15 protein-coding genes are annotated in these 13716 nt (G+C 45.6%); 7 read left to right on the top strand and 8 right to left on the bottom strand.

What is annotated here, in order from left to right; all coding sequences use genetic code 11:
- Positions 1–40: 40 nt before the first annotated feature.
- Positions 41–661, bottom strand: a complete 621-nt coding sequence (locus ACFI6L_RS07395; RefSeq protein ID WP_462573693.1) for a hypothetical protein — start codon at positions 659–661, stop codon at positions 41–43.
- A complete protein-coding gene (locus ACFI6L_RS07390) occupies positions 654–1160 on the bottom strand; it encodes an RNA polymerase sigma factor (protein WP_462573705.1) in 507 nt (168 codons plus the stop codon). The genes ACFI6L_RS07395 and ACFI6L_RS07390 overlap by 8 nt, the downstream gene beginning before the upstream one ends.
- 210 nt (positions 1161–1370) lie before the next feature.
- On the opposite strand from ACFI6L_RS07390, the gene ACFI6L_RS07385 reads away from it, so the two are divergent.
- The gene (locus ACFI6L_RS07385) at positions 1371–1646 is read left to right on the top strand and encodes a hypothetical protein (RefSeq protein WP_014951413.1); all 276 of its coding nucleotides are present in this window, start codon (positions 1371–1373) and stop codon (positions 1644–1646) included.
- Positions 1647–1662: 16 nt separating this feature from the next.
- Here the strand turns inward: ACFI6L_RS07385 and ACFI6L_RS07380 are convergent, their stop codons facing one another.
- The 4 genes from ACFI6L_RS07380 to proB form a co-directional block, all read right to left on the bottom strand.
- Entirely contained in the window at positions 1663–2565 is a 903-nt protein-coding gene (locus tag ACFI6L_RS07380; RefSeq protein ID WP_049586437.1) for a DMT family transporter, read from the bottom strand.
- Positions 2566–2574: 9 nt separating this feature from the next.
- A complete protein-coding gene (locus ACFI6L_RS07375; RefSeq protein ID WP_239217893.1) occupies positions 2575–3591 on the bottom strand; it encodes a D-2-hydroxyacid dehydrogenase in 1017 nt (338 codons plus the stop codon).
- A gap of 3 nt (positions 3592–3594) precedes the next feature.
- A complete protein-coding gene (locus tag ACFI6L_RS07370) occupies positions 3595–4032 on the bottom strand; it encodes an acyl-CoA thioesterase (protein ID WP_462573692.1) in 438 nt (145 codons plus the stop codon).
- 125 nt (positions 4033–4157) lie between these two features.
- Entirely contained in the window at positions 4158–5258 is a 1101-nt protein-coding gene (gene proB, locus ACFI6L_RS07365; RefSeq protein ID WP_069945230.1) for a glutamate 5-kinase, read from the bottom strand.
- A gap of 193 nt (positions 5259–5451) precedes the next feature.
- Here proB and ACFI6L_RS07360 point away from each other — a divergent pair, with 193 nt between their 5' ends.
- From ACFI6L_RS07360 to ACFI6L_RS07345, 4 genes are all read left to right on the top strand, one after another.
- Positions 5452–7914 carry a M1 family aminopeptidase gene (locus ACFI6L_RS07360; RefSeq protein ID WP_014980757.1) on the top strand — a complete coding sequence of 821 codons (2463 nt, stop codon included), beginning with the start codon at positions 5452–5454 and terminating at the stop codon, positions 7912–7914.
- Positions 7904–8488 (top strand): DUF6702 family protein, encoded by a 585-nt coding sequence (locus tag ACFI6L_RS07355; protein ID WP_014977821.1) that lies wholly within the window; start codon positions 7904–7906, stop codon positions 8486–8488. The genes ACFI6L_RS07360 and ACFI6L_RS07355 overlap by 11 nt, the downstream gene beginning before the upstream one ends.
- Positions 8489–8771: 283 nt before the next feature.
- Positions 8772–9191, top strand: coding sequence for a hypothetical protein (locus ACFI6L_RS07350; RefSeq protein ID WP_014951420.1), 420 nt, complete (start codon positions 8772–8774; stop codon positions 9189–9191).
- Positions 9192–9566: 375 nt separating this feature from the next.
- On the top strand, positions 9567–10934 hold the full coding sequence (locus ACFI6L_RS07345; RefSeq protein WP_462573691.1) for an ABC1 kinase family protein: 1368 nt from the start codon (positions 9567–9569) through the stop codon (positions 10932–10934).
- Positions 10935–11108: 174 nt separating this feature from the next.
- On the opposite strand, the gene ACFI6L_RS07340 is transcribed toward ACFI6L_RS07345, so the two are convergent.
- Both ACFI6L_RS07340 and ACFI6L_RS07335 read right to left on the bottom strand, forming a co-directional pair.
- Complete coding sequence (locus tag ACFI6L_RS07340) at positions 11109–11417, bottom strand: DUF6482 family protein (protein ID WP_014951422.1); 309 nt, start codon at positions 11415–11417, stop codon at positions 11109–11111.
- Positions 11418–11507: 90 nt separating this feature from the next.
- Positions 11508–11900: a hypothetical protein gene (locus ACFI6L_RS07335; RefSeq protein WP_014951423.1), complete on the bottom strand. Its 393-nt coding sequence runs from the start codon at positions 11898–11900 to the stop codon at positions 11508–11510.
- 381 nt (positions 11901–12281) lie between these two features.
- Here ACFI6L_RS07335 and ACFI6L_RS07330 point away from each other — a divergent pair, with 381 nt between their 5' ends.
- Both ACFI6L_RS07330 and ACFI6L_RS07325 read left to right on the top strand, forming a co-directional pair.
- On the top strand, positions 12282–13142 hold the full coding sequence (locus tag ACFI6L_RS07330; protein WP_014977825.1) for a DUF3014 domain-containing protein: 861 nt from the start codon (positions 12282–12284) through the stop codon (positions 13140–13142).
- On the top strand, positions 13129–13713 hold the full coding sequence (locus tag ACFI6L_RS07325; RefSeq protein ID WP_061486859.1) for a DUF1285 domain-containing protein: 585 nt from the start codon (positions 13129–13131) through the stop codon (positions 13711–13713). Before ACFI6L_RS07330 ends, ACFI6L_RS07325 begins: the two co-directional genes overlap by 14 nt.
- Positions 13714–13716 lie beyond the last annotated feature (3 nt).

Below are 13716 nucleotides of genomic sequence, written 5' to 3'. Positions count from 1 at the left end.
GCTCAAAGTCAAAACATCGTACTTTTGCACTCATGCGCCCTTAACGCTGCTGTGCCATCTTCTCAAGCGTTTCGAGTTGGCGCTCAAAACGCTTTTGTCTTTTGCTCGCCCACACATACCACACTAGCATCACAACGCTCATGGACGTCATAACTATAGCCATCTTCATAACTTTCTCTGGGGTAAGCTCTCCGAAAAAGTAGCGTTCTAAGGCAATAACGGCTCCAAAGATCATCCCAAGCCACGTTGAATGTTTAGTCATCCAGGCGATCTTGACGTTATTTTTTATCTGCTTAGTCAGCCGCGCGAGGTGGTCAGCAGTTTGCGTATTTTTATAAAACGCAGCCACGCGTCTTAGCCAAAGCTGATAAATTAGGAAAGGAGATGTTGTTATGAGCATAAATACAATTATCATGTGTGAAACATAAGTCATATTGTCCCAATACTTCATAAATACATAAACACCGGGGACAAGCATTAAAGCGTCAATCACCATATACCAGCGCTGCTTAGTTCGCTCACTGCTAAGATTGGCTTTTACTTCCTCTATATTGATAGTCGTTACTGGCTGAGCCTGCCAAAGTGCAGACAAACCATCGTCTGCTTGCTCTTCCATCAGATTTTTCGATGTTTTTTTATGCTCATTATCTGAATTATGCATGCGGTTGCTCCTGCATGATACTTTGCTTGGCGCGCTTTAAAATCACACCAACATGATTTTTAGTCAGACCACAGACGTCTGCAATTTCATCGTAACTTAAGCCTTCAAGAGAAAGCGTTAGCACTTGTCTTGACTGCAATGGAAGTGCCCGTACCGCGCGAAGTAGGCGTTCTAATGACTGGTGTTGACTAGACATTTCCTCTGGTGAATGGGTAGTACTCGCGAACCCGTCAGAGCCCAAATCATCGTGGTCATATTGATGGGTATCGAGACGCTTCACTTGATTTGCTACGTGAGTAACTGCGCGGTTATGAGCTATCTTCAAAATATAGGTTTTCACGCTGCTATCGCCCTTAAAGCGAGACAGCCCCTGCCAGACGGCAATAGCAATTTCTTGCAATAATTCTTGCTGCATCGCTTCGTTTGCTTCATAGCTGTTGGCTACACGGCTCAGCATTGCCCCGTATTGCGCAAAAACATCTTCAAAACCCTGCCCCAACGTCACATCCCTAATCACAAAAACTGTTGTTATTTTATTGTGTTACTTCTATCAGTCTGCCCCCACGAATTTTTATTACAAACTTTTTTCGTCAATGCTGTAATTTTTTTAAGCAACAAACGACTAGTTAAAACAGTAAGTGCAGTAACGTGCGTTTAGGGCATTTTCCCTAAAAGCCTTCAACCTTGAAATTTGGATTAGGAAAAAATTATGTCTACGTTAAGTATAGTTTTGTTAATTGGCAGCCTGACGTCGCTTGTGCTTTTGGCAAGCTACTTAGACGCAAAATTTCAGTGGCGACTAAACGACTGGATGAACGGCGAGTGCAGCAACCCGTTCGTTAAAAGCGTGACCGACAAACAGCAGCAGCGTTTAGAGGAAAAAGATGCGCAGATTGAAGCTTTAATGGCGCGAATCGAAACCCTTGAAACCATTGTTACCGAGCCTGCTTACGAACTGAATAAGAAAATCAACGCGCTCAAATAAACGGTTTTACCAGCTCCTAGCTCGACACCGGTGGGCGACGCATAAAGCGGGGAATTTTTCCCATTGCAATGGCGTTGCCTACCAGCACAATGACCACCCCAACCACAGATAAAACGCTCCAGGTATAGCCTTCGAAAAAGGTGGAAATAACCAGTGCAACCATGGGGTATACCAAGACCACATATGCAGCCTTGTCAGCGCCCATTTGCTTTAACAGTTTCATGTACGCGCCAAACGCAAACACAGAGCCAAAGATAGCCAGATAAAGCAGCGACAGATAGAACTCGGGTTGGGTAGGAATGACCAACTTACCCGGCATTGCCAGTGAGGTGATGAAAAGCAGCACCATGGCATAGCTCATGGCATAGAAGTTCATTTGGATAACAGGCGTACCCGAGGTCAAAATACGCTCGGAGATAACGTTACCTGTTGAGGCGCAGAAAAAGCTGACAAACGCTATAGCGAGGCCGGTAGCAAGCGCCGCATCCATGGAGACTTTGGAAAACTCCGGCACAAACAAACACACAATGCCCAGCAAGCCAAATGTAGCACCTATAACCACTTCTTTTCTTATAGGCTCTTTAAGCCACCATCGCCGAAGCACAACATTAATGTAGATAATACAAGAACTCATAAGGGCTAACAGCGCGCTAATTATGTGCGCTTGCGCCATATACAGCAGCGTGTAATTTAAGCTGTATAAAAAAAGACCGACTGCGGCCATTTTCACATGAACATGTACCGGTAGCTTAAGCGGCAAACGCCTAATAACACAGTAAATCCCTAAACAGGCCGACGCCAATAAATAACGCAGCGCAATGGCAAACGTTTCAGAGGTATGCCCTATTTGGTAAGTGATGGCTATCCAGGTTGAGCCCCAAATCAGGCAGCACAGAGCAAATAAGGTTGCGTTATTCATAGCGGTGTTCTAGCCCTGGGAAGCTGATAAACAAGAAGATAAGTGGGCAGATAAATGGTCGATAGCACTATCTAGCAGTTTTTGCCTAGCGCCATTACCAATCCACGCATTATGCGGCGTTACCAGCAAGTTAGGTAGTGCCTCTTTAAGCAATATATGATCAAAAGGCGGAGGCTCGACACTTAGTACATCTAATCCCGCGCCACCAATTTGGTTGTTTTTAAGCGCATGATAGAGTGCCTCCTCATCAATCAAACCGCCGCGAGCCGTATTAATGAGAAAAGCGGTTGGCTTCATCAGCGACAACGTCTCGGCATTAATCAGCTTATCGGTGGCTTCAGTAAGCGGGCAATGAAGACTTACCACATCGGCATTTGGTAAAAGCGATGCAAGACTTGGACGAGGGTCGTCTTGTTTACCTGGGCGAGCAGCGATACTCACCTGCATACCCATAGCCTTAAACAATGCCTCTACACGCTTGCCAAGCTCGCCATGCCCAACAATTACCGCATGCTTACCCGCCAATTCCACCACGGGATGATTGAGTAAGCAGAAATGAGAAGATGCAGACCATGCTTGGTTGCGCATATCGCGCTGATACGTCACAAAATTGGTGGCCAAATTCAACGCCAAGGTCAACGTATGTTGAGCAACGCTATCAGTGCCGTAGCCCTCTACATTTTGAACGGTAATACCAGCCTGTTCGCAGTAATCACGGTCGATATTGTTCATGCCGGTCGCAGTTACACCAATATAGCGAAGCTGACTGGCCTGCTGTAAATCTTTGGCTTGTAGCACGACTTTGTTAACCAGCACAGCATCGGCATTTTTAATGCGCTCGGCCACATCTTCGGCTTGAGTTTGTTGATGAAGCGTAATCGCGGCGTCGAAATTGTTTTGTACGTCATCGAGTGAAGAGGTATCAAGACTGGGCAAATCCATGGTTTCGGCGTCTAGAAAGACAACCTGCTTTTGATTGCCGTTGCTCATCGCTTGTGATGCATTGTGTTTCGTCATTTTTGCCATGCTCTACATTACTTCCACAATCGACTCTAACGCTGTTTTCACATTAACAGGAATAGGAATGGCCTTGTCGGTTTTTCTATCTACAAACACATGCACAAATTGGCCATGAGCCACGCGTCGCTTATTCTCTCCGGCATAAACCGATAGACCATAAGTCACTGAACTTCTACCAATTTTGATAACGCGCAAGCCTACAAAAAAGTCTTCAGGGTAGGCTGCCGGAGCAATGTACTGACACTGACTGCTTACCACATACGCCACGGATTGCCCGTTGTGTATATCTAGCCCACCTTCTTCAATTAAAAAACGGTTTACCGCGGTATCAAAGAAACCATAGTACACAACATTGTTGATATGTCCGTACGCATCATTGTCTTGCCAACGCGTGGCGATAGTGACTTTGTAAGGGTAGTCGGCAAGTGTAGGTGTGATATCAGTCATGATCGTCCCTTAGTGAATAAATGTATCGCTTTGTTGTTGGCGCAAATAATGGAAATCGATGAACGACTAACGCCAATTAATGTTTAATGTGCGGTAGTCTATTGCAGCGATTCTTTTGAGTAGCGCTATGAGTAAAGCACCATATCGTCACGGTGAATGGCAACATCCGTTGTTTCATAACCTAACACACTGGCAATTTCTTTCGACTTTTTCCCTTTTATAAGCGTTAAGTCTTTTGCGTTATACAGGCAAAGCCCCTTGGCAATAACTTCGCCTTGGCACACCACTTCAACAGCATCGCCTTGTTCAAACAAACCGACGACATCAACAATACCCGATGGCAGTAATGACGCGCCTTTTCGCACTAACGCCTCTTTCGCACCGCTATCAACTTCTATTCTGCCAGCGGTTTTTAGAGTATGAGTAAGCCAAAGTCTGCGCGCGCTGGCGGGAGTGCTACTAGCATTGAATAGGGTTCCCGGCACTTTACCTTCAAGTAATGCATCGAAGGTTTCGCCTTTTCGCCCGTTTACAATAAGAGTTTGAATACCGCTACTGGTGCACTTATCTGCCGCTTCAATTTTTGTGCGCATGCCGCCAGTTCCTACCGCAGTTCCAGCGCCGCCGGCAAGGCCGTAAATAGTGCTGTCTATTTTATCTACCTGTGGAATGAGTGTGGCGCTGGCGTCTTTTCTTGGGTCTGCGGTAAATAAACCGTCGATATCTGAGCAGATAATGAGGGTGTCTGCTTGGGCGACCAGGGCAGTGTAAGCACCCAAGTTATCGTTATCACCCACTTTGAGTTCGTTGACAGCTACGGTGTCGTTTTCATTCACAATAGGTAACGCATTGTGATTCAAAATTTCGCGCAAGGTATTTTTAATATTTACGTAGCGGGTTCTATCGCGTAGATCATCCGCCGTTAACAATACTTGTGCACAGGGAAAGTCGAAAAAGCGCTGCCAGTTGGCCATCATTAAATTCTGGCCAATCGCAGCCATGGCTTGTTTTTCTGCAATAGATGCGTTGTGACGAACCTTCACTTTGCTGCGGCCCGCGGCAACACTGCCAGAAGAGACAAGAATAATTTCTTTGCCAGCTTCGCGACTAGCAGTAATAAATCGAGCAAGAGACAGTAAATAACGCCCACTACACTCATTGCCTTCAGGAGCAATAAGCGCACTGCCAACTTTTATAACGGCACGTTGCCAATTAAAACGGTTCATAGGGGGAAGAAAAAAGAAAACAAGAGCTTAAGAATACGACAGTTAAAGCGCGAAACAAAACGATCTGTTACAGTTTTTTTGCGTTAAAACATGGTTAGTTTACGGTCAAAAAATTGGATTGTGACAGGCATACTTATATACTAGGCGGTGTTATCTTATAACAATTCTAACTTACAAGTTGCAAGGAACCTGCATGAGCACCGCAAAACGACACTTTTTCTGGCTAGCGCCAGTGTTGTCTATGCTGATTTCTCTTCCTAGTACCGCCGCTATTAAACAAACTAAAGGCGATTTCGAAGATAAATTCCGTCAGCTGGACGAAGTTCTTCCTACTCCAAACGTATACCGTAACGCCGCTGGTGAGCCAGGCCACCAATATTGGCAACAACAAGTAGATTACGATATTGACGTAAAGCTACTTGAAGACAAACGCCGCATTGAAGCAAGCGAAACCATTACTTACCACAACAACGCGCCAGATACGCTTAAGTACTTGTGGATCCAGCTTGACCAAAACAAATTCCGCGACGATTCAATGTCTGCGCTTACTACCACGTTTGGCGGTATCGGTAACCGCGGGCCGGGTACGCAAGCTGCTAGCGGCGATGCGCCAGCTAAGCTAAGCATGGGTGCATTGCGCCGTCAGCAGTTTGTTGACGACAACGAGCTGGGCTATACCATTTCTCGTGTTGAAGACAAAGCGGGCAATGACTTACGTCACACAGTAGTTGGCACCTTAATGCGTGTTGACTTGGCTCAACCGTTGAAGCCAGGCAGCAAAGTTACGTTCGATATCGATTTTGCGTTTAACATTGTAGAAGAAGACGCTGTTTCAGCACGTGCAGGTTACGAGCACTTCCCTGATGACGAACGTGAAGGTGGTAACGACATCTTCTTGCTAGCACAGTGGTTCCCACGCCTAGCTGCATACACCGACTACGAAGCATGGACTAATAAAGAATTTATTGGCCGTGGTGAGTTCACGCTAGAGTTCGGTAACTACGAGGTAGATATTACGGTTCCTGCTGACCACATCGTATCGTCAACGGGTGTGCTTCAAAACCCGAAAGACGTGTTAACTAAAACACAGCGCGACCGTCTGAAAAAGGCAGAAAAAGCTGACCGTATCGTATTCATTGTTTCACCAGAAGAAGCGATTGAGAACGAAAAAGAAGGCACGACTAAGCTTAAAACCTGGACCTTTAAGGCAGAAAACGTACGTGACTTTGCATGGGCCTCTTCGCGTAAATTTGCGTGGGATGCGCGTGGTTATCAGCAAGGCGGTGACACTCAACCATTGGTAATGGCCATGTCTTTCTACCCGAAAGAAGGTGGCGAGCTATGGCAGAAGTATTCTACAGAATCAATCATCCACACCATGGATGTTTATAGCCGCTTTAGCTTCGATTACCCATACCCAGTAGCCCAATCAGTAAATGGTCCAGTTGGCGGCATGGAATACCCCATGATCACCTTCAACGGCCCGCGTACAGAGCTTCGTGACGATGGTTCACGCACGTACTCGCTTGCTGAGAAACGTTTCCTTATTGGCGTGGTTATTCACGAAGTAGGTCATATCTATTTCCCTATGACAGTTAACTCTGACGAGCGCCAGTGGACATGGATGGATGAAGGTCTGAACAGCTTCCTAGACGGCGTTGCCGGTCGCGAGTGGGATCCTACGATCCCGTGGGGCGTAGAGCCACGTGATATCACAGGCTACATGAAGTCTCAGACGCAGGTGCCAATTATGACCCAGTCTGACTCAGTACTTCGCCTTGGCCCAAATGCCTATACCAAGCCTGCAGTAGCACTTAACATTCTTCGCGAAACTATTCTTGGCCGTGAGCTGTTTGATTTCGCGTTTAAAGAGTACGCGCAGCGTTGGATGTTTAAACGTCCTACACCATCAGATTTCTTCCGCACTATGGAAGAAGCGTCAGGCGTTGATCTAGACTGGTTCTGGCGTGGTTGGTTTTACACCACAGACCATGTAGATATTAGCCTAGACAGCGTATACAAGCTTCGTTTAGACACTGAAGATCCAGATATCGACTTTGCTCGCGAACGCGAAGCAGAAATGGAGAAACCGAAGTCACTTACCGACCTTCGTAATAAAGAAGAAGGCAAAAAACTTTGGGTAGATCGCTTTGAAGATATCAGTGACTTCTACGACGAAAACGATCGTTACACCGTAACTAACAAAGAGCGCAACAAGTACAAGAAATTCTTGAAAGATCTTGAGCCCTGGGAGCGTAAAGCGTTTGAGCGTGCGGTGAAAGAAGACAAAAACTACTACGTGCTAGATTTCAGCAACAAGGGTGGGTTGGTGATGCCAATCATTCTTGAACTAACGTTTGAAGACGGCACGAAAGAAGAAATGCGTATTCCTGCGGAAATCTGGCGTCGTACACCTAAAGCCGTAAGCAAGCTTATTGTTACCGACAAAGACAAAGAGCTGGTAAGCGTAACCGTTGATCCGCACTGGGAAACCGCAGACGTAGATGTGGAAAATAACCACTACCCGCGTCGTATCATTCCTTCGCGTATTGAAGCGTATAAGAATAAGCCGCGTAACACTTACGAGTACCGCGACCTTATGCACGACTCAAAGACCGAACTGAAAACCGACGACGAGGACAAAGATGACGAATAAGTTGTCTTTGGCTCGCTTGCAGCAGAGCGCTCATGCTCTGCTCGCAAGCGTAAGTGCATTCGCAATTACGGCTGCGCTATTAGTTAGCGCAATGTCGTACAGCACTGCAGCCCAAGCGCATCAAATAAAAGCAGCAATTACCACGGTACTGTTCAATCCTAGAACAGAAAATATTGAGGTGATGCACCGCTTTAATTTGCACGATGCTGAACACGCGGTTAAGGCGCTGTTTGACAAGCACGCAGATATTATGGACGACATAGAAACGCAGCAACAATTCGCTGATTACGTCGCCCACCACTTTGCAATTTTAAATGCAGCAGGCGAGCCATTAAAGCTTGCTGATGTTGGCTTTGAAGTTGAAGGTAAGCACTTTTGGGTTTATCAGGAAACTGCTGAGCCGCCTGTACTTGAAGGCATTAAGATTCGCCACGATGCATTGCGTGACTTGTGGCCGAAACAGGTGAATACGCTAAATGTAGAAGGCAAGGGTGATATCAAAACCCTGACCTTTGCTGATAGCGTAAATTTGCTGGAAGTAAGCTTCAAAAGCCAAAATAGCGACCATCACTAATACCTAACGGTATAAGTTTGTGAAAGCCCACCCGCATTCCTTGTCAAACGGCAGTGATTGCGGGTGGGCTTTTTTGTTTACGTGCTTCACGGTGTTCTTGTAGATAATGGATGCCTACCTCAGCCTTTGCCCCCTCTAATTCGAGCGCCGCATTCGAATAGTGAAAATCTAAAACACGTTTTCTAATTGTCGTGTGAGACCGAAGTCGTATAGTCATCTTGGCAAGCATGCTCTACCTTAACTACGGATAAACAGTTACTAAATTCAGTTAATGAGGTACATCATGACCCATAGCGCTGCATCACCGTTGCCTTCACAGGTCAAGAAACCCCAATCAAGAAGTGAGCGTAGTGCACGAAAACTACGTGCATCCAAAGCAGCTCAGTGCGCTGTTCAAGCAGAAGATGCGCAGCAAATGCAAGATGCCGATGCAAAGAACGTCAAACAAAACAATGCGTTCGCTGATAAGAAAAATATCATGTGGGTGCTGTTAAGTGGCGCAATGGCGCTAACCTTTGTCGTCATGCTGTTTTTGCCAGATACAGGGATGGGCGGCGGCCTTGTTTCCACCTATTCTGCCATGCTTTGGTGTGGCTTTTTTGGTGCAGCACTTTGGCGTTATAGAGCGACAAGTGGCTGGGCTGGGTTTGCTTATGGAAGCGTTGTTGGACTAGTGATTCAATTTATTTCACAGATAATCTAGCACACAGTGTTTATACAATTGCCTTGTACAACTTGCCTAGTTAGAAACCGCTGAGCGACTAGGAACGGTAAGTACACATTTCTTTTAAGTACATTATGGGCAATCTAAACGGCGCTTTTAAATCAGACTTCTGTTTAAACAGGTGTCTTATCCGTTGATCGCCCTGTGGCAACCTCACTTCCTAAACATTAAGTCCTGTTGATCTTTGATGTACAGCAATGGTCAACAGGTCCTCAATGACTTTTGGCTGGAAACCCGATCCAGACGTTTTGTCCCACAGTATAATTTATAAACTCCAGTTACTTTTTTAGGTTATGTTTAGCCAATAAAAAAACCAAACGTTACCCTTCGCCCTTAATAAAACTGAGTGAGCCTATGGCAGAGAAGCCCAATAAATCCGCTGAATCACCAACCCGTTCTAGTAGAGCGGTACCGTCGTCGCGTTTATCGCGCATAGGCCGCTTGGGCTCACTGGCAGGTAGAATTGCAGGTAACGTAGTATCACAAGGTGCAGGACAACTGTTAAAGGGCGAGAAGCCCGCGTTGTCTTCGCTGCTCTTATCGCCCAAAAACATTTCAAACATTGCAGATCAGCTTGCCAGTATGCGTGGTGCAGCTATGAAGCTCGGGCAGCTTATTTCAATGGATGCAGGAGATTTTCTCCCCGAAGAGCTCGCGGTAATTTTAGGGCGATTACGGGACGACGCTGACCCGATGCCAAAAGACCAGCTAATTGCCACGCTGAATCAGTGTTGGGGCGAAAAATGGCAAGATGACTTACTTTACTTTTCCTTTGCCCCTATAGCTGCGGCCTCTATTGGTCAGGTGCATAAAGTCATTACGATGGACGGTCGGATGTTAGCAGTAAAAGTGCAGTATCCTGGTGTGAAAAAAAGCATAGATAGCGATGTAGACAACGTAGCTACACTCATAAAACTCACTGGCTTGGTACCTAAATCATTAGATATCAACCCGCTTTTACAAGAGGCTAAAGCACAGCTTCACCAAGAAGCTGATTATGTGCGAGAAGCTGACATGCTCAACCGTTATCGCGCGCTGGTTGAAAGCACCGACATCCAAAACAAGGGGAGTAATGCGTTTGTCATTCCGCAAACCTTTGCTCCCCTTACCACCAGTACCGTGTTAGCGATGGATTTCATAGAGGCGCAAGACTTAGATGCGCTATTAAACGAGCCTCAGGACGTCCGAGATGCCGTGATGACGGCGCTAATGACTTTATTTTTTAATGAAATTTTTCATTTTAAGCTGCTGCAGAGCGACCCTAACTTAGCCAACTACCAGTTTAAACCCGATACAAAAGAAATCGTTCTGTTAGATTTTGGTGCTACACGGGATGTGCCTGACGCCATTTCAGCCCAGTATCAAGCGTTACTCAACAGCGCCGCAGCCAACGATAGAGCGATGATGCAGCAAGCCGCGTTTCGCATAGGATTAATTGACGAAAGCCACTCTCAAACGCAAGTCGACGCCGTCATAAACATTGGTATGGAGGCGTGTGAAGCGATTCGCTGCGAGGGCGCTTATGACTTTGGACAAAGCGATCTTATTGCAAGGCTTCACGAAAAGGGAATGGCGCTGACTATGGAGCACAATTTTTGGCATACGCCGCCAGTAGATGCCCTGTTTATACACAGGAAGCTAGGTGGCTTATTTCTGTTGGCTAAACGATTGAAAGCTAAAGTAGATATGCGAAAGGCAGCGGGCACATGGCTGAATCTATAACCTGCACTTCGTTGCTGTGTTAAGCGAGTAAGAAACTACTTATTACACAGCTTATATATCGTTTGGATCGGTTTTGCGATGCTGTGCCATGTTTTACTGTGAAAACGTTGCGCTGCGACCTTACAGAACTCAAATAGGACCCACTTCAAGAGCCTATAGCACTCGTACAACAGTCTAGTAAGGCAAATCCATGCTGAACGGTAACGCCATCTGCTCTTTACTTTTTGGCGGGTTGCCAATCATTTCATCGTAAGGCGTATCGTGCTTCATCACCGCCTGCTGAACATGACAATGCGCGAAGGCTTCGCGAATGTGGCCGGCACTAAAAAAACGCATGGGCTTATCTTTGTTGTCGTAAAGCATGCCACTTTGACTGCCGATAGTGAGATAAACCAGGTAAACGTTCATCTCATACGACTGAACTTCCAGATAATCTATCGCGGTAGGCGACTCTTCAATATCTCGAAAATAGAACTTCTGCATTTTTCTACCTCATGAACCAAGTATGCACCTTGCACGCCCTATATTCTTATTTAATGACGGAAGTTAGGGCGAAAAAGCAGAATATATACGTTAAGCAAGGTGCTCAGGTTCATTAGATAGATCTAGCGGAGGTCGATGGTTTTTAAACCGTACTGCATTTGCCAACACCAGTAAGGATGCAAGAGAGCAGGCACTGTATAGGAACGCCGCCGTTCCCATTCCAGAAGCAATCCATAGTAATGGAAATACCAGCAACCTAGGGCCTTCAACAGCTAAAGCGACTTTCGCTTTAGACAGTATAAAGCCATTTTGTATACTCATAACAATGACAGTCGCTACAGCAATGATCTGATGCTTAGTTGACAAGTTATTGATATTTAAAAGGAGATAAAGCATTACTCCCAGCATGATTAGATGCTGCATAACACTGTAGCGTTTTACTGCTCGGTGTAATTTAGGGTGATACTGTCTAAACTTACTCACGCTAATTATCCTATAAGGGCACATTTAAGTTGAAACGGGGTCGTGAGGCTCGAAATATTCACTAATTATTATAGATAACAACGAGCTAGCATTTGCTTTTCAATGACTAATCAACACATTAGTACACAAACCCAATTTGTTAAACATTTGTTTAAAAATAATTTTTGCATTTACATAATATCGAATGTGAATGAGAAGAAAAAATGAGGGTTTTCCACTAAATTTGTATAAAAAGAAATCGGAAAGTGACTTTTTTACGTTAAAAAGTGTTCAAAATAAGGAATTTACAATCTAAGGGAACATTTCTCTTGATTGATTTTCTAAATTTGGGTGTTATCTCTGGTAGTATTACCAAAAGGATAGTTTTGTAGCGGAGTCATTATGAGCGAATCGTCGGAAAAGAAATCGTTAGGCCCACACTTTATCATTGTAGGCATCCTTCTTGTTGTTATTCTGGCTGTTGTGTTTTGGCCCAGCGACGATGAGCCTGAGCCAGTAGTTACGCCTGAGCCCGAAGTGACTGAACCTGAAGTGACTACGCCAGAAGAGCCTGAAGTATTTGAGCCTACTCAGCCAGCCCCAACAGTAGAGCTTGAGGAAAAAGACGAGGTTGAGCCGCTTCCAGAGCCAGTTGAACCAGAACCGGAACCTCTGGATACCAGCGATCCTGCGGTGAAAGCTTCACTTATTGAGAGTTCGTCTGCGAGCGAAGAAACCGTTAACCGCATGCTGGTTGATGAAGGTTTAATTCAACGCTTTGTGGTGTCGGTTACGAATCTAGCAAATGATGAAATGGCGCCTAATCACCAGTTACTAACGCCACCTGAGCAGAACTTCCGCGTATACTCTCAAGCAGGCAAGCAATGGATTGATGCAGCAAGCTATAAACGTTATACACCATACGTAGATATGTTGGAGTCATTCAATAACGAAGCACTGCTTAACATATACGGTATTTATAAAGACGACATTCAGGCGAAGTACGCCGAAATTGGAAGCCCTGACCAAGACTTCAACAGCGTATTGCTAGAAGCGATTGATCAGCTTCTTGATACACCTGAAGTGCCGGTTCCTGTAGAGGTTTATACCGACTCGGTCGCCTACAAGTATGCTGATGATCGTCTAGAGAGTTTAAACGAGCCACAGAAACAACTTCTTCGTACTGGCCCAGATAACATGCGTCGCATAAAGGCAAAGCTACGCGAACTGAAAGTATTGGTTGAAGAGCGTGGATCTAACTAGATTTCAGCAGCAGCTTAAGGGCACGTCGTCAAAAGCGCGCCCTTTACCTCCTGTTGAACAATGGAACCCCGATTTTTGCGGTGACATTAATCTAACTATAGCGCTTGATGGAAGATGGTTTTATGAAGGCAGTCCTATTGGGCGCGCAAGCTTGGTTCAGCTTTTTGCTTCGGTGTTAAAGCGGGAAGGTGAAAAGTACTTCTTAGTTACTCCCGTAGAGAAAGTAGGCATTACCGTTGAAGACACACCTTTTCTTGTAACTCAATGGCATAGAGAACAGGGTGAATCAGCAAGTGACAGCACCTATGTGTTTACCACACAAACAGGCGACATTGTAAGGTTAGAGCGTGCTGATCAGCTCGAACTTCGCGTTCCGCCTAAAGCCATACAAGATCCAGAGGCAACGCCCATTCCCTACCTATGCGTTCGCAGAAACTTGTGGGCAAGACTACATCAAAATGCCTATTATCAACTGCTTGAACAAGCTGATGAAAAACCGGATGAAGCCGGCACGCAATTTAGTATTCAGTCAAACGGCATCACCTTTATTTTAGGTGAAGTAAGCAACTAGCCT

The sequence above is a fragment of the Alteromonas sp. G4i35 genome (genome assembly GCF_054960375.1).
The sequence above is the reverse complement of the archived record's forward strand: the minus strand, read 5'-3'. Positions and strand labels throughout refer to the sequence as shown.

Bases quoted from the DNA above. Each gene is read 5' to 3' on its own strand.
- ACFI6L_RS07350 (WP_014951420.1), top strand. From the start codon at position 8,772: ATGACCCATAGCGCTGCATCACCGTTGCCTTCACAGGTCAAGAAACCC.
- ACFI6L_RS07360 (WP_014980757.1), top strand. From the start codon at position 5,452: ATGAGCACCGCAAAACGACACTTTTTCTGGCTAGCGCCAGTGTTGTCT.
- ACFI6L_RS07330 (WP_014977825.1), top strand. From the start codon at position 12,282: ATGAGCGAATCGTCGGAAAAGAAATCGTTAGGCCCACACTTTATCATT.
- ACFI6L_RS07355 (WP_014977821.1), top strand. From the start codon at position 7,904: ATGACGAATAAGTTGTCTTTGGCTCGCTTGCAGCAGAGCGCTCATGCT.
- ACFI6L_RS07380 (WP_049586437.1), bottom strand. From the start codon at position 2,565: ATGAATAACGCAACCTTATTTGCTCTGTGCTGCCTGATTTGGGGCTCA.
- ACFI6L_RS07340 (WP_014951422.1), bottom strand. From the start codon at position 11,417: ATGCAGAAGTTCTATTTTCGAGATATTGAAGAGTCGCCTACCGCGATA.
- ACFI6L_RS07345 (WP_462573691.1), top strand. From the start codon at position 9,567: ATGGCAGAGAAGCCCAATAAATCCGCTGAATCACCAACCCGTTCTAGT.
- ACFI6L_RS07375 (WP_239217893.1), bottom strand. From the start codon at position 3,591: ATGGCAAAAATGACGAAACACAATGCATCACAAGCGATGAGCAACGGC.
- ACFI6L_RS07385 (WP_014951413.1), top strand. From the start codon at position 1,371: ATGTCTACGTTAAGTATAGTTTTGTTAATTGGCAGCCTGACGTCGCTT.
- ACFI6L_RS07370 (WP_462573692.1), bottom strand. From the start codon at position 4,032: ATGACTGATATCACACCTACACTTGCCGACTACCCTTACAAAGTCACT.
- proB (WP_069945230.1), bottom strand. From the start codon at position 5,258: ATGAACCGTTTTAATTGGCAACGTGCCGTTATAAAAGTTGGCAGTGCG.
- ACFI6L_RS07395 (WP_462573693.1), bottom strand. From the start codon at position 661: ATGCATAATTCAGATAATGAGCATAAAAAAACATCGAAAAATCTGATG.